The organism is Burkholderia sp. YIM B11467, from assembly GCF_052952715.1.
The window spans coordinates 482006-503170 of the sequence record NZ_JBQVSQ010000001.1 but is presented as its reverse complement, the minus strand read 5'-3'; the positions used below and the strand labels follow the sequence as shown (position 1 = coordinate 503170).

At 68.1% G+C, this 21165-nt stretch carries 19 protein-coding genes; 9 read left to right on the top strand and 10 right to left on the bottom strand.

The annotated features are described in order from the left end of the window. The first annotated feature begins 73 nt into the window (after window positions 1-73). The 3 genes from ACTRWB_RS02275 (at window position 74) to ACTRWB_RS02265 (ending at window position 3222) form a co-directional block, all read left to right on the top strand. A complete protein-coding gene (locus tag ACTRWB_RS02275) occupies window positions 74-400 on the top strand; it encodes a BON domain-containing protein (RefSeq protein ID WP_446901400.1) in 327 nt (108 codons plus the stop codon). 149 nt (window positions 401-549) lie between these two features. Next, window positions 550-2175: a sulfatase gene (locus ACTRWB_RS02270; protein WP_446900779.1), complete on the top strand. Its 1626-nt coding sequence runs from the start codon at window positions 550-552 to the stop codon at window positions 2173-2175. Between the two features lie 75 nt (window positions 2176-2250). Beyond that, the gene (locus ACTRWB_RS02265) at window positions 2251-3222 is read left to right on the top strand and encodes a formylglycine-generating enzyme family protein (RefSeq protein WP_446900778.1); all 972 of its coding nucleotides are present in this window, start codon (window positions 2251-2253) and stop codon (window positions 3220-3222) included. A gap of 135 nt (window positions 3223-3357) precedes the next feature. Here the strand turns inward: ACTRWB_RS02265 and ACTRWB_RS02260 are convergent, their stop codons facing one another. Then, window positions 3358-4803: a sensor histidine kinase gene (locus tag ACTRWB_RS02260; protein WP_446900777.1), complete on the bottom strand. Its 1446-nt coding sequence runs from the start codon at window positions 4801-4803 to the stop codon at window positions 3358-3360. Continuing rightward, window positions 4790-5455 carry a response regulator transcription factor gene (locus ACTRWB_RS02255; RefSeq protein ID WP_446900776.1) on the bottom strand — a complete coding sequence of 222 codons (666 nt, stop codon included), beginning with the start codon at window positions 5453-5455 and terminating at the stop codon, window positions 4790-4792. The genes ACTRWB_RS02260 and ACTRWB_RS02255 overlap by 14 nt, the downstream gene beginning before the upstream one ends. 238 nt (window positions 5456-5693) lie before the next feature. On the opposite strand from ACTRWB_RS02255, the gene ACTRWB_RS02250 reads away from it, so the two are divergent. Further along, window positions 5694-6710: an ABC transporter substrate-binding protein gene (locus ACTRWB_RS02250; RefSeq protein ID WP_419687838.1), complete on the top strand. Its 1017-nt coding sequence runs from the start codon at window positions 5694-5696 to the stop codon at window positions 6708-6710. A gap of 112 nt (window positions 6711-6822) precedes the next feature. After that, window positions 6823-8133, top strand: a complete 1311-nt coding sequence (locus ACTRWB_RS02245) for an MFS transporter (protein WP_129516607.1) — start codon at window positions 6823-6825, stop codon at window positions 8131-8133. A 12-nt stretch (window positions 8134-8145) separates the two neighbouring features. On the opposite strand, the gene ACTRWB_RS02240 is transcribed toward ACTRWB_RS02245, so the two are convergent. Then, the gene (locus ACTRWB_RS02240) at window positions 8146-8823 is read right to left on the bottom strand and encodes a hypothetical protein (protein ID WP_446900775.1); all 678 of its coding nucleotides are present in this window, start codon (window positions 8821-8823) and stop codon (window positions 8146-8148) included. 227 nt (window positions 8824-9050) lie between these two features. Between ACTRWB_RS02240 and ACTRWB_RS02235 the strand changes: the two genes are divergently transcribed. After that, on the top strand, window positions 9051-9326 hold the full coding sequence (locus ACTRWB_RS02235) for a YlcI/YnfO family protein (protein WP_446900774.1): 276 nt from the start codon (window positions 9051-9053) through the stop codon (window positions 9324-9326). Continuing rightward, window positions 9323-9622, top strand: a complete 300-nt coding sequence (locus ACTRWB_RS02230) for a type II toxin-antitoxin system RelE/ParE family toxin (protein ID WP_446900773.1) — start codon at window positions 9323-9325, stop codon at window positions 9620-9622. Before ACTRWB_RS02235 ends, ACTRWB_RS02230 begins: the two co-directional genes overlap by 4 nt. A gap of 38 nt (window positions 9623-9660) precedes the next feature. On the opposite strand, the gene ACTRWB_RS02225 is transcribed toward ACTRWB_RS02230, so the two are convergent. Both ACTRWB_RS02225 and ACTRWB_RS02220 read right to left on the bottom strand, forming a co-directional pair. Beyond that, window positions 9661-11460 carry an MASE4 domain-containing protein gene (locus tag ACTRWB_RS02225; protein ID WP_446900772.1) on the bottom strand — a complete coding sequence of 600 codons (1800 nt, stop codon included), beginning with the start codon at window positions 11458-11460 and terminating at the stop codon, window positions 9661-9663. After that, window positions 11457-12104, bottom strand: coding sequence for a response regulator (locus ACTRWB_RS02220; RefSeq protein WP_193101242.1), 648 nt, complete (start codon window positions 12102-12104; stop codon window positions 11457-11459). The genes ACTRWB_RS02225 and ACTRWB_RS02220 overlap by 4 nt, the downstream gene beginning before the upstream one ends. Window positions 12105-12426: 322 nt before the next feature. On the opposite strand from ACTRWB_RS02220, the gene ACTRWB_RS02215 reads away from it, so the two are divergent. Together ACTRWB_RS02215 and ACTRWB_RS02210 are read left to right on the top strand one after the other, a co-directional pair. Next, entirely contained in the window at window positions 12427-12879 is a 453-nt protein-coding gene (locus ACTRWB_RS02215) for a hypothetical protein (RefSeq protein ID WP_446900771.1), read from the top strand. A 102-nt stretch (window positions 12880-12981) separates the two neighbouring features. Continuing rightward, window positions 12982-15000 carry a VTT domain-containing protein gene (locus ACTRWB_RS02210; protein WP_446900770.1) on the top strand — a complete coding sequence of 673 codons (2019 nt, stop codon included), beginning with the start codon at window positions 12982-12984 and terminating at the stop codon, window positions 14998-15000. Window positions 15001-15015: 15 nt separating this feature from the next. Here ACTRWB_RS02210 and ACTRWB_RS02205 read toward each other — a convergent pair whose 3' ends face one another. The 5 genes from ACTRWB_RS02205 to ACTRWB_RS02185 form a co-directional block, all read right to left on the bottom strand. Next, complete coding sequence (locus tag ACTRWB_RS02205) at window positions 15016-15345, bottom strand: addiction module antidote protein (RefSeq protein ID WP_446900769.1); 330 nt, start codon at window positions 15343-15345, stop codon at window positions 15016-15018. Further along, on the bottom strand, window positions 15342-15674 hold the full coding sequence (locus ACTRWB_RS02200) for a type II toxin-antitoxin system RelE/ParE family toxin (RefSeq protein WP_343490663.1): 333 nt from the start codon (window positions 15672-15674) through the stop codon (window positions 15342-15344). The genes ACTRWB_RS02205 and ACTRWB_RS02200 overlap by 4 nt, the downstream gene beginning before the upstream one ends. 371 nt (window positions 15675-16045) lie before the next feature. After that, window positions 16046-16600, bottom strand: a complete 555-nt coding sequence (locus tag ACTRWB_RS02195; RefSeq protein WP_193101239.1) for an arsenate reductase/protein-tyrosine-phosphatase family protein — start codon at window positions 16598-16600, stop codon at window positions 16046-16048. A gap of 185 nt (window positions 16601-16785) precedes the next feature. Beyond that, window positions 16786-19236, bottom strand: coding sequence for a flavin-containing monooxygenase (locus ACTRWB_RS02190; protein WP_446900768.1), 2451 nt, complete (start codon window positions 19234-19236; stop codon window positions 16786-16788). Further along, window positions 19223-20938: a GMC family oxidoreductase gene (locus ACTRWB_RS02185; RefSeq protein ID WP_446900767.1), complete on the bottom strand. Its 1716-nt coding sequence runs from the start codon at window positions 20936-20938 to the stop codon at window positions 19223-19225. Before ACTRWB_RS02185 ends, ACTRWB_RS02190 begins: the two co-directional genes overlap by 14 nt. Between the last annotated feature and the right edge of the window lie 227 nt (window positions 20939-21165).

Below are 21165 nucleotides of genomic sequence, written 5' to 3'. Positions count from 1 at the left end.
GGCGACGCCGGGGAATCACGGGAGAAACGACATGCAGGTTCGCAGAACGGGATGCCGGTACATCGTGGCATCGATGATGGTGATGATTGCGTTGAGTGCGGCGGCTCAGGAGTCGCAGGGCGTGGCGGCATCGACGCCTGCGTCGGCGTCGGGCAGCGAGTCGCGCAAAGTGACGAAGGCAGCAGACCGACGGTTGCGCAAACAGGTGGCGGGTGCGCTGGCTCGAACGAAGCGCCTGGATTCGAGCCGTCTGCTCATCTTCGCGCGGTCCGGTGTCGTCACGTTGTCCGGGGAAGTCGCGGATGCCGAGCAGGCCGCACTCGCCGCGTCGGTCGCGCAACGCGTGCCGGGTGTCAGCGAGGTACGCAATCGGCTCCGCATCAATCCGCAAGCCCGGTAAGACGGGAACCCTTCATTCATCGAATGCCGCGCATCACGCAAGTGGGCGCGGCCGTCCAGGCGGCACGACGCGCGTGAGCGAGACGACGCGCAAGCCCGACGGAACGAGCCACCCGCAACGAATCGAACGCAAAGAGAATTGAACCGATCATGAAAGCCATACTCGTCATGTACGACAGCCTGAACCGGCACATGCTGCCGCCGTACGGCAACACATGGGTCAACGCACCGAATTTCCAACGGCTCGCCGAACGCAGCGCGACCTTCGACAACTGCTATATCGGCAGCATGGCTTGCATACCGGCGCGCAGGGAACTGCACACCGGACGCTACAACTTTCTGCATCGAAGCTGGGGGCCGCTGGAGCCGTTCGACGATTCGATGCCCGACATGCTCCGCAAGAAGGGCATTCACGCTCATCTGGCGAGCGATCATCCGCACTACTGGGAAGATGGCGGCGCGACCTATCACACGCGATACAGCAGTTGGGAATTCTTTCGGGGGCAGGAGGGCGATCCATGGAAGGCGGAGCTGGGGCAGCCCCCGATGCCGGCCCGGCTCAAAGGCGCGCTGAAGGAGAAATCCGCGCGGCAGGATTTCGTGAATCGCCAGTATTACCCGACCGAGGATCTTCATCCGCAAACGCTGACATTCGATGCGGGGGAAGCGTTCCTGAGGAAGAATCACGACAAGGATTCGTGGTTCCTGCAGATCGAGACGTTCGATCCGCACGAGCCGTTTGCCAGTTATCCGAAGTATCGCGACCTTTATCCGTGCGATCGAGGCGACGTGCACTTCGACTGGCCGCCTTACGGCCCGGTCTCCGCCGGCGAGACGGACGGCGACATTCGTACGGCGCAAGCCGGGTACGCGTCGCTCGTGTCGATGTGCGACCACTCGCTCGGGCGGATCCTCGACCTGATGGACGAGCTGGATCTATGGCGCGACACGATGCTCATTGTCTGTACCGACCACGGATACATGCTCGGCGAACACGGGTGGTGGGCGAAGACGGTCCAGCCGTGGTTCAACGAACTCGCCAACACGCCGCTCTTCATTTGGGATCCGCGGTCTCGTCGGACGGGCGTGCGGCGCCAGTCCCTCGTTCAGATGATCGACATGGCGCCGACGCTGCTCGATTTCTTCGGTCTGCAACCCACGCCGGACATGCAGGGCCGATCACTCGGGAAAACGATCGACGACGACGTTCCCGTTCGACAGGCCGCGTTGTTCGGCATGCATGGCGAGCAGGTCAACGTGACGGACGGGCGTTACGTGTACATGCGCTCTGGCCCCGACCCGGACCGTAACGAACCGCTGTATGAATACACGTTGATGCCGACGCACATGCGGGAGATGTTCAGTGTCGACGAACTGCGCGATATCGAATTGTCGGAACCCTTTTCGTTTTCGAAGGGAGTGAGGACGATGAAGATCGCGAGCCGGCCCATCGGATACGCGTACCGTTCGGGGACGCTGCTGTTCGATCTGGATGACGATCCGCGACAGGAGCGGCCGCTGTACGACGAGTCGGTCGAATTGCGGATGGCCGAACTCATGCGCGATCTGATGCGGGCCAACGACGCGCCGCAGGAGCAATACGCGCGGCTGGGTTTGCCGCCCCAAGGCGCGATCGGGGGCGCGCAGCTTCTGGCCCGCAGCCACGCGGATCGAGCCGAACGGTTGCGCTCGCACCTGGCTGTCCAGGCGCAGGCGATGCGCGCCGAGGTCGAGCGCAAGCGCGCGGCCCCGGCCGGGTCGACGTCGGGCGGTTGACGTGCCACGCATGTCGGGATCCGGCATGCAGTGGCCGGCAAACACGAGGAACGGGTTGTCCAGCGGGGAGAAAAATTGAGCAGCGAGAAGCATCGATCGTGCTGTCCCGGAGCGGGACAGCGCCAGCAACTGTCGGCAGTCTCGGCGCATGCATCCGCGTCCGGCGCCCACAGTACAGGCGCCGGTGTGCCGTCGAGCCGGGACATCGTCTGGTTCGAAGCAGGCAGGAGTTGGGTCGGCACGGATACCCCCGTCATCAAGGCTGACGGCGAGGGGCCGCGGCGGCGCGTCACGTTGCGCGCCTTCGGGATGGATCGTTATGCCGTTTCGAATGCGCGGTTCGCGGAGTTCGTCGCCGCGACCGGCTATCTGACGGAAGCCGAGCGCATCGGCTGGAGCTACGTGTTTCGATCGTCCTCCGTGTCCGCGGACCATCTCGTGGGGGTCGCGGACGCACCGTGGTGGCTGGCGATCGATGGCGCCAGTTGGGCGGCGCCGGAGGGGCCCGGTTCGTCGATGGCGGGACGCGAGCAGCATCCGGTGGTCCACGTGTCGTGGAACGACGCCCGCGCGTTTGCGGCGTGGTGCGGCGGTCGGCTGCCGACCGAGGCCGAGTGGGAGCATGCGGCAAGAGGGGGCGCGCAAGCGCGCCGGTATCCGTGGGGGGATGAAGAGCCGTCCGACGAGATGCAGTGCTGCAATATCTGGCACGGCGTGTTTCCCCATCTCAACACGTCGCCGGACGGTTACGCCGGCACGGTTCGGGTCGATGCGTTTTCGCCGAATCCCGCCGGGTTGTACAACTGCAGCGGCAATGTCTGGGAATGGTGTGCCGATCCGTTCGCGACGCAGTCGCTGTCGAGCGCGGGAAAGGCCCGGAACCGTCAGGCGCTCGCGGAGCGGGAGCATACGCTGAAAGGCGGTTCGTATCTGTGTCATCGCGACTACTGCTATCGCTACCGCATCGCCGCCCGGACGGGGCGACCGCGGGATACGTCTACCGGACACACGGGTTTTCGGATTGCCTATGACATTGCGCGCGAGTGATTGACAAAGCGGTCATGGCACCACGATCCGAAACAGTCCCCTGAAACGTCGGGCACAGTCATGAGCTGCCTGGATCGTCCGGACAGGTTGAGGTGCCAGTGTTCGGCGAACCGATGCCGCGCGGCGGAAACCTGCTCAGGCGGCTGGCCGTTCGCGGAGTTTGCCGGTGCCGTCCGCGTGCCCCGCCGCGCGCGGAAACGTCAGCACGACCGCAAACCCGCCCGTTTTGGGAAACGCGAACCCGACGCGCCCGCCGTGCGCCTTCATCACTTCCTGCACGATCGCGAGCCCGAGGCCCGACCCCGTGCGCCGCTCGCTGCCGTCCGGTGCGATCCGCACGAACGGTTGCAGTGCCGCATCCCAGTGCTCGCGCGCAATTCCGCGGCCGTTGTCGGTGACGGTCAGCGTGACCGCGCCGTCGGGGTTGCCCGTGGTCGCGACCGATACGACGATGTCGTCCGCATGACCGTGCAGCAGCGCGTTGTGCAGCACGTTCGACAGCGCTTCCTGCAGGCTGATCGCGTCGCCGTCGATCCATGCGAGCGGCGCGTCGCTCGCGAACGCGACCGCCACATCGCGCTCGCCCGCGAGCGGAATCGTGCGGCCGAGCACGTCCTTCGCGAGCGCGACGAGTTCGACGGGCTGCAGCGGCACGGCCTCGGTGCGATGGATCACCATCGCATGATTGAGCAGCTGGCCGGTGAGTCGGCCGACATCCGCGCAGGTCGCGCGTAGCGCGTCGAGGCGCGCCGCGTGGCGCGCGGGATCGGACTCGCCGTCGAGCAGCTCGATCTGCGCGTCGAGCCGCGCGAGCGGCGTGCGCATCTGGTGCGCGGCATCGGCGATGAAGCGCTGCATCGCGTTGATCCGCTCGGCAAGGCGGTGCATCAGCCCGTTGATCGAACCGATGATCGCGTCGATCTCGCTCGGCGTGTCGACGGCCACGGGCCGCAGGTCGGCCGGGTCGCGCGCGGCGATGATCGTGCCGATCTGCGCGAGCGGACGCAGGCCGTGCCGGATCGCCAAGCCGCTCGCCACGATCGCGAGCACGCTCATCAGCAGGATCAGCGTCCACACCTTGATGCTCATGTCGTTGGTGAGCTGCTGGCGCGCGTTGGTGGTTTGCGCAACGGTCACGAGCGCCCAGCCCGGCGTGCTTTCCTCGGGCATGTAGCGCGCGATGGTCGCGGTGCGGATGCGGTGGCCCTGGTAGACGGCGTTCGCGAACGCGGGGCCCTGTTTCGCGGCGGCGAGCGTCGCGGTGCTCGAGAGGTCGTTGTAGCCGGCCACGACGATGCCGCGCGAATCGACGACCTTGTAGTAGACGAGGTCGTAGCGCGACAGCGTCGACAGCGCGGCCACCGGTGGATTCAGCGCGAGCACGCCGCCCTGCACGTAGAGGTTCTCCGCGACCTGGATCGACGCGCCGGCCAGCAACTGGTCGTACGCGCGTTCGGCAGCGACACCTGCGTAGTAGCGCGCGATCGCCGCGAGCGCGAGCGCGCCGGTCGCGACGACGAGCGCGATGAAGAGCAGCGTGCGCCCGAACAGCGTCTTCGGGAACCAGTTATTGCGCGGCAATCTGGTACCCCATCCCGCGCGCGGTGCGGATCTCGACCGAGCTGCCCTGAAGCTTCTTGCGCACGCGCGTCACGTACTGCTCGACCGCGTTCGCGGTCGGCTCGTTGCCGAAGCTGAACAGCTGGTTCAGCAGTTCCTCCTTCGAGAAGATGCGCTGCGGGCGGCTCGCGAGGATTTCGAGCAGCGCGAACTCCTGGCGCGACAGCGACAGCGGCTGGCCGTCGAGTTCCGCGAGGCGGCTGCTGCGGTCGATCACGAGGCCGCCGAGCATCAGCACGTCGTTCGCATGGCCGCTGTTGCGGCGCAGGAGCGCCTGCACGCGTGCATCAAGCTCACGGTAATCGAACGGCTTCACGAGATAGTCGTCGGCGCCGAAGCCGAGGCCGCTCACGCGGTCGTCGATCGCCGAGCGCGCGGTGACGAGCAGCACGGGTGTCGTGCTGCCGGACGCGCGCAGGTTGCGCAGCACCGCGAAGCCGTCCATGCCGGGCAGGTTCGCATCGAGCACGACGAGGTCGAAGCGCTCGACGCGCAGCAGCCCGTTCGCGGTCGCGCCGTCGGTTTCGAGATCGACGGCGTGGCCGAGCCGCGCCAGGCGGCTGCGGATCGCCGCGCCGATTTCGGCATCGTCCTCCACGACGAGAATGCGCATGGTGCCGTTTTGCAGGTAGGTGAATTAGGGGTTTTCCCGGGGACGGGATGTCAGCATTTTCTCAGACTCGGTCGATAACCTGTGTCGAGCCGGAAGCAGCACGCAAGGACGGCATTAATACCAGAAATACTCAAGGAGACGGCAACATGCAGCATGTCACGGGCACGACGCACGCGCGGCGCGGCACGACGCCGGCCTTCGCGTCGCTGTTTGCCGCCCGCCGCGCGGGGGCCCGCGCATGACGACGTCGCCGCGCCGCCGCGCGTTGATCGCCGCCGGGCTCGGCGTGCTCGCCGCGCCGTCGTTCGTGCGCGCGAAGCCGCGCACGGTCCGGATCTCGAAAGGTTATGGCGTGCTGTACCTGCCGCTGCTCGTGATGGAGAAGCAGCGGCTGTTCGAACGGCACGCGGCGCGGCACGGTGTGCGCGACGTCGCGGTCGACTGGGTGCTGCTCGACGGCGGCAATTCCGTCAACGACGCGATGATGGCCGGCACGCTCGATTTCGCGGGCGCCGGCGCGCCGGGCTTCATCGAGCTGTGGGCGCGGGCGCGCGGCATTCCGAATGTCGAGGTGATCGGCATCAGCGGGCTGTCGACCACGTCGCTGTCGCTGAACGCGAACCGTCCGGGCCTCGTGTCGCTGCGCGATTTCACGCCGTCCGACCGGATCGCGGTGCCCGGCATCCGCACGTCGCTGTCGGCCGTCGTGCTGCAGATGGTCGCGAGCCGGCAGCTCGGCCCCGCGCACTTCGCACAGCTCGATTCGATCACCGTGAACCTGCCGCATCCGCAGGCGATGCAGGCGCTGATCCGCCGCGAGAACGGCGTCACCGCGCACTTCACGTCGCCGCCGTTCTCGACGCTCGAGTTGCGGCAGCCGGGCATCCACCGCGTCGTGAGCTCGGTCGACGTGCTCGGGCCGCTCACGCTCGACGTCGTGTTCGCGCCGAAGCGGCTCGTCGATACGGAGCCCGCGCTGGCCGCCGCGTTTCTCGGCGCGCTCGACGAAGCGAACCGCCTGATCGCGCAGGACCCGCGCGCGGCGGCCGCGCTTTATGCGGCGTCGTCGGGCGTCGGCGTGTCGCACGACGACGTGATGCGGATGCTCGCCGCGCCCGACACGCGTTTCTCGGTGCGGCCGAACCAGCTGATGGACTACGTCGAATTCCTGTACCTGGCCGGCACGATCAAGGCGAAGCCGCGCGCGTGGCACGAGATGTTCGCGCCGATGCTCGACGACTACCGGTCGGGCTGAACGCCGCCGGCCTGCGCCGGACCCCATTCATCGAAACATCCCGCGCCCGCGCCTTCGTTGCGCACGGCGCCGATTCAACCGACACGCAACCGATTCACGTAAGGAGCCTGCAGTGAACGCTACCGAAACACTGGACCCCGCGTCCGCCGAAGAACAGCGCATCATGTCGAAGGTGGCGCGGCGCCTGCTGCCCATTCTCGTCGTGATGTTCCTGATCGCGTTCATCGACCGGCAGAACGTCGGTTTCGCGAAACTGCAGATGGTGCACAGCCTCGGGATGACGGAGGCCGCGTTCGGGCTCGCGTCGTCGCTGTTCTTCATCGGCTACCTGCTGTTCGAGGTACCGAGCACGCTCGCGCTGCATCGCTACGGCGCGCGCGTGTGGCTCGCGCGGATCATGCTGACGTGGGGCCTCATCACGGTGCTGATGGGTTTCACGACGTCGATGCCCGCGTTCTGCTCGCTGCGCTTCCTGCTCGGCATCGCCGAGGCCGGTTTTTATCCGGGCGTGATCTACTACCTGACGCTGTGGTTTCCGCAGAGCTACCGCGCGAAGGTGCTCGGCATCTTCACGCTCGGCAGCGCGCTCGCGAACATGCTCGGCTCGCTGGTCGGCGGCGTGCTGCTGAGCCTGAACGGCGTGTGGGGGCTGGCGGGCTGGCAGTGGGTGTTCATTGCAACGGGCATCCCGGCCGTGATCGTCGCGATCGTCGTGTTCCGCGTGCTGCCGGCATCGTTCCGCGAGGCGCCGTTCCTCGACGAGCGCGAGAAGCAGATCGTCGCGGCCGCGCTCGAACGCGAGAAGCCCGCGCAGGCCGAGCACGGGCAGCCGTGGAAGGCGCTGCTCGATCCGCGCGTGATGCTGTTCGCGGCAACCTACATGCTGATGTCGACGTCGCTGTACGGCGTGACGTACTGGCTGCCGACGCTCGTGAAATCGTTCGGCGTGTCGAGCACCACGAACGGCTTCCTGAGCATGCTGCCGTGGGCGCTCGCGGTGCTGCTGCTGGTGTGGCTGCCGGCGAAGCTGCGCCGCGCGAAGAGCATCCTGCGCACGATCGCGATCGTCGCGGCGCTCGGCGCGCTCGGTTTCCTGCTGAGTCTCGTGCTGCCGTCGACGCCGCTGCGCTTCGTCGCGCTCGTGCTCGGCGGCGCATGCATCCCGCTGCTGTATCCGTGCTTCTGGTCGATGCCGCCGCGCTACTTCACCGGTGCGCGTGCTGCCGCGAGCGTCGCGGCGATCAATTCGATCGGCAACCTCGGCGGTTTCTTCAGCCAGAACCTGATGCCGTTCGCGGGCAAGGTGACGGGCACCGCGTTCGGGCCGATGATCGTGCCGATCGTGTGTCTCGCGCTGCTCGGGATCGGTGCGCTGGTCGCGTGGACGCGCTCGGAACGGGGGATGGTGGCGGCGCGGGTGTGAGCGCGCGCGGCGTCACCGCATCATCACCTGGTTCCCGACGACCTTGAAGTTGGTCGATGCGTGCGTGTTCGACAGCAGGTACTTGAGCGCGGCGATGTCCGGCGCGGTCGTCGAGAAGCGGTTGTCGCCGTCGAATCTGAAGTCCCACGTGATGATGCCGCGGTTGTATTCGGGCATGTCCACGTGGATCTCCTTCAGCGACACGAGCGGATACGCGCGCTCGTGCCAGTCGAACAGGTGCCGCACGTAGAGGTGATCCTGCGTCACGATTTCGTAGCGCCGCAGGAACGGCGTCGCGACGACGAAGAGCACGGCGGTGAAGATCAGCAGCGAGCGGGCCGCGCGCCACCGGACGGCCCGCGATGTGCGGCCGCGCGGCCTGGTGCGGTAACGCTTGAAGGCGGACGGCACGATCAGCAACACGCCGAACCACCAGATGATCGCGATGAACCCGAGCGGCACATTCATGAACGGCACCGACAAGGCGCCGACGAAGCTGGTCGGGAAATCCATCAGCCGCGCGGTCGACACGAATCCGAGGCCGACGTAGCTGCCGGCCGGATGCGGGATGAACAGGGTGGTCGTCAGCGCCTGCAGTGCAAGCAGGACAGGCCAGCACAGCAGCGATACCGCCAGCCAGCCGGCCGCGACGACGACGAAGCAGAGTACGTAGGTGAGGATGGTTTTCATCGTGGTGAAGGGGGATTCGGGCGGCCGGCGCGTTGGCGCGAGAAGTGTGCGGACGGCGATGGCGGTGGATTGTAGCGCTGTGCCGATTCTGTCATCGGGCGCTCGGCGCAACGGGATGGAGGGCAGGGATGAGAACACCTCGCAAGCCGACTATTCCATATGGCCGACTCTTCAGGCTCATGCTGACGTGCTATCATGCATTACATATGTAATGCATGGAGTGTGCGATGAAAACAGCAACGATGCCTGCGCTGCGAGTCGACCCGAAACTGCGTGAAGAGGCGGAATCGGTTCTGGCAGAAAACGAGACGCTGTCTGCGTTCATGGAGTCGGCGTTGCGTGATGGCATTGCGCGCCGGCGCCTGCAGCGCGAGTTCGTCACACGCGGCCTGGCGTCGCGCGACGAGGCGCGGCGTACCGGCGAATACGTCGATGCTGCGGATGTGCAGAACGAGCTTGAGAGCATGCTGAATGCCGCACGTGCGGCGAAGGCGGCTGATTGAGCTACCCGGTCCGCTATACGCAAGCGGCGCGTGAAGATCTGGTTCGACTGTATCGATATCTTCTCGAACGTGATTTGGATGCGGCGGCGAGGGCCCTGGAGGCGATCGAACGCGGCGTCGCGATGCTGCGATTGTTTCCGTTCACTTGTCGCAAGATCGACGAGAGCAATCCGTTTCTGCGCGAATTGATCGTGTCCTTTGGTACATCAGGCTATGTTCTGTTGTTCGAGATCGAAAGTGCGGAGCAGGTAACGATCCTCGCCGTACGTCATCAACGCGAAGACGACTACCACTGACCACGTCAGCGACGCGGCGCTACCGCAAGCCACCGCACCTACCCCCGCGAAACCCCATCCCCGCCATGCGCGACCGCCACGGGTGCGTGCGGCAGCGGAATATCCACCTCGACGGTCGTACCCTCGCCGAGCGTCGTCGTGATCTGCAGCGTGCCGCCGACGAGATATGCACGCTCGCGCAAACCCACCAGCCCGAACGAGCTCGACTTGCGTGGCACGCCGGGATCGAATCCCGCGCCGTCGTCGCGAATCGTCAGCGCGATCGCATCGTCGCCGCACACGAGTTCGACGCTCGCATGCGACGCGGCCGCGTGCCGCGCGACGTTCGCGAGCGCTTCCTGCGCGATGCGGAACACGGCCGTCGCATACGGCTCGTCGAGCTGCAGCTCGGGCGGGTCGACGTGCAGCGTGCACACGATCGCGTGACGGTGCCGGAAATCTTCCACGAGCCATTGCATCGCCGCGGCGAAACCGAGATCGTCGAGCATCAGCGGGCGCAGGTCCGACGCGATGCGGCGCGTCGCGGCCACCGCGCCGCGCGACAGCGTGTGCATCGTCGCGATCTTGCGTGCAAGCGGCGCGTCGTCCTGCGGCACGTGGTCGATCAGCCATTCGAGATCGTTCTTCAGCGTCGCGAGCGTCTGCGCGAGTTCGTCGTGCAGCTCGCGCGCGATGCGGCGTTGCTCGGCTTCGCGCGCGGTTGCGCTGATCGCGGCGATCTCGCGCAGTTCCTCGCGCGAAGCCTGCAACGCCCGCTCCGCGCGCACGCGCTCCTCGACTTCGCGGCGCAGGTCGCGGTTCGACGCGCTCAGTTGCGCGGTACGCGCGGCGACGCGCTGTTCGAGCCGCTCGTTCGCATCGTTCAGCTGCGCGCTCTTCTGCACGACGAGCAGATGCTGGTAGCGCGCGCCGGCCAGCGCGCGCACCGTCTGCGCATGCAGCCGGCCGTTCTCGAACAGCATCGCGAACAGCACGACACCCGATGCGACCAGACCGTACGCGCGGCCCGCGTAGAAGCCCAGATCGTAGCGCCCGTGATTCAGCATCGACGACAGCGCAATGTCGAACAGCCACGCGACGAGCACGGTCATCACCCACAGGTCGAGCACGGAATGGTGGCGCCGCTGCCGCCACATCAGCATCAGCGCGACCAGGTTCAGCCCCCAGACGACCGTGATCGCGTTCGTCATCGTCGCGGCCATCCGGTTGCCGTTCATGATGCGCGGCAGCAGGTCGTGGCCGGCGGTCGCGAGCAGCGCGAGCGCGACCGTCGCGCCGCCCGCCGCGGCGATGCAGAGCGTGACCGGAATCGCTGCACGGCGCTTCGGGGCCGAGACCGGGATCGGGGCCGGACGCGCGCGTGACGCCACGCGCAGCAGCGCGTAGGCGGCGACCGCCAGCGGAAACCCGCCGTGCCAGAACAGGTAGAGCCACGCGGTGGTCTGGTCGCCGGCGCCGAGCAGGCCCGTCGGCGCGAACAGCCCGGGAAAGGTCAGCATGTGCGTGCCGGCCATGAAGCCCGTGAACAGGTAGCCGCCCGCGAGCACGAGCAGCGATTTCTCGCGCAGGATCGCGTACTGGCCGAGCAGGAGGCCGGCCGTCACCATGTCGTTGACGACGATCGCCGACTGATACACGGGGATGAACGCCCAGCCCGGCGCGAGCGGCACGCCCGCGAACGGCGCGAGCGCGGCGAAGAACATCGCCGACACGATGACCGTCGCGAGCGCGAGCCGCCGCTCGCGCCGGCGTGGCGGCAGCGACGACATGAACAGGCGCGACGCGTCCGGCTCGTCGTCGTCCGGGGGCGCGGGCGGGAGGTGAAGGGCGGCCGTCATGCGTCGTCGACGCCGGGGTCGAGATCGTGGCGCACCGCGTAGCGGACCAGCGCGGCTTCGTGCGGCAATTCCATCTTCTCGAGGATCCGCGTCTTGTACGTGCTGACCGTCTTCGCGCTCAGCGCGAGTTCGGACGCGATCTGCGTGACGGTCTGGCCCGCGATGATGCGGTGCATCACGTCGAGCTCGCGCGCGGACAGCCGTTCGTGCGGCAGCGCCGCGGCCGGCGCGCGCAGCGTGAGCGCGAGGCTTTCGGCCGCCGACGGGCTCACGTAGACGCCGCCCGCCGCAACCTTGCCGACGGCCTCGACGAGCTCGGCGGTGGCACTGTCCTTCGTCAGGAAGCCGGTTGCGCCGGCCTTGAACGCACGCGCCGCGTACTGCGCCTCCGCGTGCATCGTCAGCACGAGCGTGCGCAGCGACGGTGCGTGGCGCTTGAGCAGCCGGATCAGCTCGATGCCGGTCGGCGCGGGCATCGACAGGTCGAGCAGCAGCACGTCGGCGGCGGCGCGCTCGGCCAGCGCGAGCGTGGCCGAGCCGTCGCTCGCCTCGCCGACAATTTCGAAACCGCCGGCCATCTCCAGGATGTAACGCAGTCCGTCCCGCATGACTGCGTGATCGTCAGCCAGAATTACCCTGATCATCTTCTAGCGATCCTCTTCGGGATGACGCCGCGAACGGCTGTCCGGTTGCCGCCGCGGCTGTTCTTCTGACCAATATATTCCGCCGAATCCGAAAACGGTACACATCCGGGAAATTTTCGAGATAGCCGAAGGCGGAATGTGCATCAAAACGAAATAATCCACGGGAAAGGGTACGATGCGGAACGCGTGCGTGGCCGGGTATTCCCGGATGACTGCCGCGACCGGGGCGCGCCGGCCGGTGTGTCGAGAGCCGCCCCGCGAACCCTGCTGATTCGGGACTAAACTGGTGCCCGATGCCACTACGTCACCGAGGAGCCCCGCGATGATCGACCTTGCCGATATCCTGCCGTCCGCGCTGCCCGCCGCCGTCGCATGGGCCGAAGCGGAGGCGGCGCGCGGGATCGCCCGGGGCGCGCCGCTGACGCCGGCGCAAGTCGACGACGCGCGCACGGTCGGCGTCGCGCAGCCGGAGCGGATCCGCGTGGTGATCGTCGACCGCATGCCGTTTCCCGAAACGCCCACGCTCGCCGCGATCGCCCGCGACACGGGGCTGTTGTCGCCGGGGACGATCGGCCTGACCCTCGGCCATGCGGTGTATGTGCTGCGCGGGCACGATACGCGCCGCCTGCTGACCCATGAATTCCGTCACGTGCATCAATTCGAGGCCGCCGGATCGATCGGCGCGTTTCTCGCGCGCTATCTGCAGGAGATCGCGACGGTCGGCTACCACGACGCGCCGCTCGAGGCCGATGCGCGACAGCACGAGTTCGATTGACCGCCTACGCCGGCGCGACCGTGCGCATCCCGCGATGAACGTTTCCCACGCCACTGCCGACCCGGTGTTCGCCCGCCGCGCCGCACCGAGGTGGAGCGTGCGATGAGCGACACGATCCACGCGTGGATCGGCGCGATCGGTGCGCATCCGCTGCTCGTGCTGACGGTCGTGTTCGTGACCGCCTGCGCCGAGGCGATCGCGCTGATCGGCACCGTCGTGCCGGCCGGTGCCGTGATGTTCGCGGCCGGCGCGCTGATCGGCGCGGGCGCGCTCGACGGTTGGACGACGATCGGCGTCGCGGCCGTCGGCGCCGTGATCGGTGACGGGATCAGCTACGAGCTCGGGCGGCGCTACCGCGGCGTGATCCGCAATGCGTGGGCGCGCTTCGGTTATGCGGCCGCCTATACGCGCGGCGAGGAGTTCGTGCTGCGTCATGGCATGAAGAGCATCGTGCTCGCGCGCTTCCTCGCGCCGGTGCGCGCGGTCGTGCCGGTCGTCGTCGGCTGCGCGACGCTGCCGCGCCGGTCGTTCTATCCGGTCAACGTGATCTCGGCGCTCGTATGGGCGCCCGTGCATGTGGCGCCGGGCATCCTGTTCGGCGCGTCGGCCGCATTGGCCGCGGCGATCAGCGTGCGGGTCGCCGCGATCCTGCTGGTCGTCGCCGCGCTGGTCGCGCTCGTGTGGATCGGCGTGCGCGTCGCGCTGCGGCGCGGCTGGCCGCTGCTGCGCCGCGCGCTCGTCGCGGCCATGCATGCGTGTGCGCACCGCTGGCCGCGGCTCGGCGCGCGGCTGAACGGCGCGATCGCGCGCGTGCGCCGCCTGCCGGGCACGGTACCCGTGCTCGCGCTGCTGTTCATCGGCTGCGTGTGGCTGTTCGCGGGCCTCGTGCAGGATGTCGTCGCGAACGATCCGCTGATGCACGCGGACATCGCGCTGTATGCGTTCCTGCAGAACCTGCGCACGCCGCCCGTGGACGCCACGATGCGCGCGGTCGCCGTGCTGCACGGGCACGATACGGGGCTGATCGTCGCGGCCGCGTTTCTCGTCTGGCTGTTGATCCATCGCTGCTGGCTGACGGCCGCGTGGTGGCTCGCGACGGTCGGCATCGCCTTCGTGCTCGTGCCGGTGTTCGGCGCGGGCATGCCGGGCACGACGCCCGCGAGCCTGCCGCCCGGCGCGATGCACGTGCCGCTGCCCGATGCCGAAGCCGCGTTCGCGATCCTAGCGAGCAGCGGCCTCGGCTGGGTGCTGACGCGCGACCGGCCCGCACTGTGGCGCATTCCGGTCGTGACGGCCGTCGTGCTGTGGATCGTGCTCGGCGGTTTCGCGCGGCTGTACGTCGGCGACACCTGGCTGTCGGGCCTGCTCGGCGGCTGGAGCCTCGGGCTGGCCTGGTTCGCGCTGCTTGCCGGCGCCTATGCGTATTGGCATGTGCACGAGCATGTGCAGCCGCGGGGCGCGCTCGTCGCGGTGGTGGTGGTGCTGGCGACGGCGGGCGTCTGGACGGTGCCCGCGCAATGGCAGCTCGACCGCGCGTCGCGCCCGCATGTCGGCGACGTGGTTGCGATGACAGTCGACCAGTGGCTGCGCGGTGGGTGGGAGCGCGTGCCGACGCGGCGCACCGAGATCGGTGGCGACCGCGAGGAATATCTGCCGCTGCAATGGAGCGCGACGTCGGACACCCTCGACCGTCATCTCGCGCAGGCCGGCTGGCAGCGCGCGACGCCGTGGTCGCCGGCCACCGCGCTGCGCTGGCTGCTGCCGCAGGCGACTGCCGATACGTTACCCGTGCTGCCGCGCTACACGCACGGCGAAAGCACGCGCCGCGTGTTCGTCCACGTCGATCCGGGCCAGCCGGAAAGCCGCCTCGTGCTGCGGCTGTGGCGTTATCCGTACGTGTTGCAGGACGCGCTCGGCATGCGGCCGTTGTGGTACGGCGCGCTGTATCGCGAGGCGCTGCACCGGCCGGCGCGGTTGATGACGTTCGTGCGTACGACGCCGATCGACGATGCGGCGACGATCGCGCAGGCGCTGGCGGTCGAACCGACGATCGAGCATCCGCCGGCGGGGACGGATACCGCGCCGGCCGAGATGCTGCTCGTGTGGATGGTCCGGCCGTAGCGGGCCGTGTGCCGCTTACGCGTGCGCCGGCTGCGCGGGGACGACGGACAGGCGCAGGCCGACGGTCTTGAGCACCGCGAGCAGGGTTTTCAGCGTCGGGTTGCCGTTGGGGGACAGCGTGCGATACAGCGATTCGCGGCTGATGCCGGCTTCGGCCGCGACCGCGCCGAGCCCGCCGTACGCTTCCGCGACCGTGCGCAGCGCGAGCAGGCCGGCCGCGCGGTTGTCGGGATCGTCGAGCGATTCCATGGCGACGCGCAGATAAGCCACCGCGAGTTCGCGGTCGGCGCTGAGTTCGGCGACTTCCGCGTCGTGGTGCGATACCGCGCCTTTGAGCTTGTTCACATTTGCCTCCGTTTCCAGTTCAACCAGTGTTCCTTTGCGCGCCTGATGTCGTCGGGTTGACTGCCCTTGTCGCCGCCGGACAGCAGCAGCACCAGTGCACCGCCGTACCGGCCGAAGTACACGCGATAGCCGGCGCCGACATGGATGCGCAGTTCGATCACGCCTTCGCCGACAGGCTCGCAATCGCCGAAATTGCCTGTCTGCACGCGGCGCAGGCGTTCGCGAATCCGCGCCTGCGCGAGTTTGTCGCGCACGGCGTTCAGCCATTCGGTGAAAGGCTCGCGACCGTCGTCGCGCTGATAGCGAAGCAGTTCGAACTTGGATAGCATTGTAACTTATAAGCTACAAAAGGGGTGGTGGAAACGATGCGGCTTTTTGGCCTGCGACCGGCGGGGTGAACGGGGTGCGATGCACCGCGCTGCCGATTGCCGGCGCGAGACGGCACGCAGCGCGATGGCGTTGCGTCCGGCGCGCATGCGCTGCTTCATGGTTCGGGATGTCAGGCAGCGAAGCCGGCTTCCCGGACGAAGATCATTCTTTCATCCGGGGCGTACGGCGGCGATTCGGCCGAATGGCCTGTATCGATGACGCGATGAAGGGCACGCGCCGTGGGCGGGGCGTCGGGACGGAATGAAGCGAACGGCAAATCCGCCGGCGCCGGCGCATTGCGCAACCGGCAAGCCGACAGGTTTGTCGCGCGTTACGGCTTCGCGGGCGCGGTGCTGGCGACCTTGTCGAGCGCGGCCGGGATGTACGTGTCGAGCTGCGCGGTCACCGATTCGTAGAAGTCCATCGGCTTGCCCCATGCGTCGGGCACGTCGAGGTGTTTTCCGGTTGCGTATTCGGCGAGCGTGAACACCTTGCCGGCCGCCGACGGATAGAGCGCGAGCACCTTCTCCTTGTGCTTGTCGGTCATCGTCAGGATCACGTCCGAATGCTTGACGTCGTTCGCGTTCAACTGCACCGAGCGGTGCGCGGACGTGTCGATGCCGCGCCGCTTCATCAGGATCACGCCGTTTTCCTCGGGCTTCTCGTCATACGGATCCTCGTCGACCGCGCGCGAGATCACCGCGACATGCGCGTGGCGCTGCGCGATCAACTGGCCGGCAATCGCCTCGGCCATCACGCTGCGCCCGGTGTTGCCCGTGTCGACGAACGCGACCTTCTTCGGTTCGTCGGCGAACGCCGACGTCGCGCACTGGATGCCGACGCAACAGAGCAGCGCCAGCGTGTTGAGGGTGTGCCTTCTTTTCATCATCTCTCCGCCAGGGTGGGGGGCGCCCCGGCGGCGCGCCGGGGCTTGCGGGAGATCATGACGGCCGCGTGCGACAGAAAAAAATAACCGGCCGGTTTTCGCAAAACGGTGTCGCTTCGTTGCAAGCGCGCATGGCGGTCGCGCATGCGGCGTCCGGCCGAGCGCCGCATGTCACCGGTTCGTCGTCACGCCGTCGCGGCGACGCGTTCCATCGCAAACCCCGCCAGCGTCCGCAACGCGTCCCGTGCCGACCGCAGGTAAAACGCCTGCAGATGAAACACATGCCAGCGCGCCGCATGAATCTCCAGCCGGCACGGCACGCCGCACGCGATCGCATGACGCGCGAGCCGCTGCGCATCCGACAGCAGGACCTCCTGGTCGCCGGCCTGGATCAGCATCGGCGGCAGGCCGCGCAGGTCGGTGTCGAGCGGGCCGCGCGCCGCGGCCGAACCGGCGCCGTGATACCAGCGCAGCCCCTGTTCGAGCCAGCCGCGCCGGATCATCGGATCGTCGTGGCGGCGCGATGCCAGCGTCGCACCGCCGAGCGCCGGGTCGGTCACGGGCGAGATCAGCAGAAGCGCGGCAGCGGCCGGCTCGCCGCGATCGCGCAGCGCGATGGCGAGCGACAGCGCGAGCGCGCCGCCGGCCGAATCGCCGGCGATGACGATCCGGTGCGGCGCATGACCTTGCGCGCGCAACGTGTCGTACGTGGCCAGCGCATCGTCGAGCGCGGCCGGGCTCGGATGCTCGGGCGCGAGCCGGTAGTCGGGCACCCACACAGGCAGGCTGGCGTCGTTCGCGAGCCGCGTCGTCACGCCGCGATGCGTATGCGGCCCGCCGAGACAGAACGCGCCGCCATGCAGATAAAGGATCGCGCCGCCCGCATCACCGCGTTTCGGTGCGACGACTTCGACCGGCACGCGATGCGCGGACGTGCGGTAGCGCAGCGTGCCGCCCGCGCCGGGCATCAGCGGCGACAGCAACGCGACGACGCGGCGCTGCATGCGCGCGCCGAACGGCGGACCGATCAGCGGCCGGAACGCGACGCGCAGGAAGCCGCGCAGCGACGCGGCGGCGAGCGCCTCCAGCCGGCCTGTGGGCGGCGCGACCACCACGCCGTGCGTCGTCCCGGCGGCGTCGGGCAGCGGATGCGAGAAGCGGTACGCGGACAGCCCGGTGAAGCGCGTGAGCCACCGGTAGGTCAGCGTGAAGCCCGGCCAGTTCGTGCTGTTGTGCCCCGACGCATCGACGTACCAGCTCTTGCAGCTGCTCCACACCGAACCTGCGAGCCGCTGCTGCACGTGTACGTTGAAGCGCCGGTAGCGGCGCGCGTCGACGTCGATCGCGTTCGCGCCGTCGCGCCGCATCGCGCGCACGCAGCGCATCACATGCGCGATCTGGCTTTCGAGCATGTAGACGATCGAGTTGTGGCCGAGGTTGGTGTTCGGGCCGTACAGCATGAAGAAATTCGGAAAGCCGGGCACGGTGAGCCCGAGATACGCCTGTGCGCCGCGCCGCCACGCGTCGTTCAGATCGAGCCCGTCGCGGCCCGTGATGCGCATCGGCGACAGGAACTTGGTTGCCGCGAACCCGGTGCCGTAGACGATCGCGTCGACCGGATGGTGCACGCCGTCGACGGTCTCGATGCCGTCTTCGGTCACGCGCCGGATCCGCTGCGTGACGAGCTCGACGTTGGCGCGGCTCATCGCGGCAAGATAGTCGCTCGACAGCAGGATGCGCTTGCAGCCGATCGGGTAGTCGGGCGTGAGCCGGGCGCGCAGCGCGGCGTCCGGCACGTCGCGTGACAGCAGCTTGCGGAACGGCCGGCCGACCGCAAGATCCATCAGCCCGTGCAGGCGCGTGAACGCGATCGCGCGCGATTCGTAGCGCAGGTAGATCGATGCGCGATGCAGCTTCATCGCCCACGGCAGCCTGCGAAACAGCGCCTTTTCCCACGGTCGATACGCGCGGTCGGGGCGCGGCATCACGTACGCCGGCGAGCGCTGGAAGACAACCAGACGCTGCACGTCGCCGGCGATCGCCGGGACGAACTGGATCGCGGACGCGCCGGTGCCGACCACCGCCACGCGCTTGCCGGCCAGCGCATAGCCGTGATCCCAGTGCGCGGAGTGAAACGCGCGGCCGCGAAACGTGTCGATGCCGGGCAGGTCGGGCATCGCGGGGCGGCTCAGTTGGCCGGTGCCGCTGACGAGCACGGCGGCGCTCAGCGTCGTGCCGTCGGCGAGTGTGACGCGCCACAGCGCACTCGCTTCGTCGTACCGTGCGTGCTCGACTTCGGCGCCGAAGCGCAGATGGCGCGCGAGGCCGTACTTGCGTGCGCAATGCTGCAGGTACGCATGGATTTCGGGCTGCGGCGCGAACACGCGCGACCAGGCCGGGTTGGGTTCGAACGAGAACGAGTACAGGTGCGAGGGCACGTCGCACGCGGCGCCCGGGTAGCTGTTGTCGCGCCACACGCCGCCGACGTCCTGCGAGCGTTCGACGATCACGAAATCGTGGATGCCGGCGCGTTGCAGCGCGATCGCCATGCCGATGCCGGCGAAACCGGCGCCGATGATGATCGCCGAAAGCGGTGCGGTCGGTTCGATCGCGCGGGAAGTTTCAGGCGACAACATGACGGGTGTCCTCCGGCTGAATGGCAGCGTGTGCGGCGTACGATGCAAGTACGGCGTCGCGGTCAATCGATGCACCGACGGTATCGGCATGCGGTTGCGCAGACGTGCGGCAAACGCCGCGGATCAGGTCGACGGCCTTCTCGGCGATCATGATCGTCGGCGCATTGGTGTTGCCGCCGATGAGCGTAGGCATGATCGACGCATCGACGATGCGCAACCCCTGCAGGCCGTGCACACATAGTTGCGGATCGACGACGGCAAGCGCGTCGCGTCCCATCCTGCAGGTGCCGACCGGGTGATACACGGTGTCGGTGCGTCGGCGCAGCACGTCGCGGATCTCGTCGTCGGTCGTGACGTTCGCGGTGAACAGGTCGCGCGTGATCCATTCGGCGAGCGCCGGCGCCTCCATCAGCCGGCGCGTGAGCCGGAAGCCCGCGACCATGTCGTCGAGGTCGCGCGGATCATCGAAGAACGCGGGATCGATGCGCGGCGCCGCGAGCGGATCGGCGCTGTGCAGCGTGACCGAGCCGCGGCTGCGCGGCCGCAGCAGGCACACGTGGCACGACAGCCCGTGGCCGGCATGCAGCTTGCGCGCATGATCGTCGACGAGCGCGACGACGAAGTGCAGCTGGATGTCCGGCGCGTCGAGGCCGGCGCACGTCTTCAGGAAGCCGCCGCCTTCCGCGAAATTCGACGTCAGCATCCCGCGCCGTTCGCGACGAAAGCGCGCGAACTCGCGCAGCATGCGCAGGCCGCCGCGCGCCGATACGCCCATCGTGTCGATGCTGCGCGACCGGTAGCCGAGAATGAAATCCGGATGATCCTGCAGGTTGCGGCCGACGCCGGGCAAATCGGCGTGCACCGCGATGCCGAACTGCTGGAGTGCGCGGCCCGGGCCCACGCCCGACAGCATCAGCAACTGCGGCGTCTGCAGCGCGCCGGCCGCGAGCACGACTTCGCGCCGCGCGAGCAGCGTGCGGACTTCGCCGTGCTGCCGCACTTCGACGCCGACGGCGCGCGTGCCGTCGAACAGGATGCGCAGCACCTGTGCATGCGTCTCGACCGTCAGGTTGTCGCGGCGGCCGACGTGCGGCAACAGGTACGCGCGCGCCGCGCTCCACCGTTCGCCGTGCTTCTGCGTGACCTGGTAAATGCCGACGCCTTCCTGCTGCGCGCCGTTGAAGTCGTCGGTGAGCGGCAGGCCGGCCTGTTGCGCGGCTTCCAGATAGCGCGCGTGGAACGGGTTGCCGGTGCGCAGGTCGCTGACCCACAGCGGGCCGTCGCGGCCGTGCCACGCATCGTCGAAGCGCTCGTTGTGCTCGCTCAGGCGGAAGTACGGCAGCACGTCGTCGTATGCCCAGCCTTCGTTGCCGAGCGCGGCCCAGCCGTCGTAGTCGACGCGATGGCCGCGGATATAGACCATCGCGTTGATCGCCGACGAGCCGCCCAGCGCCTTGCCGCGTGGCTGGTAGCCGATGCGCCCGCCGAGCCCCGGCTGCGGCACCGTGTCGAAGGCCCAGTTGTTCACGCGGGTCGGCAACATCGCGACCGCGCCGGTCGGCACGTTGACGACCGCGCCGTCGCCGCGGCCGCCGGCCTCGAGCACGCAGACGGTCACGGCCGGGTCCTCGGTCAGCCGCCCGGCGACGACGCACCCGCCCGAACCGCCGCCGACGACGATGTAGTCGAAAATCTTGCTCATGAATCGTCTCCTGATGGTCGATGGATCAAGTGTTGCGCGTCGGCGCGCGGTCGAGGGCGCAGGTTTCGCGCCGCCGTTCGAAGCGGGCGGCGGGATCGGTCGGGCGACTCGGTCGCATGGTGTCTCCTAAGGGGGCGATGGCGTCGTTCGGACGACGACTGGATGACGCCGATGGTGCTGGCCGCATGGGAAAACACCAATGCTGCTTCGGGACAATTGTTTTAGTA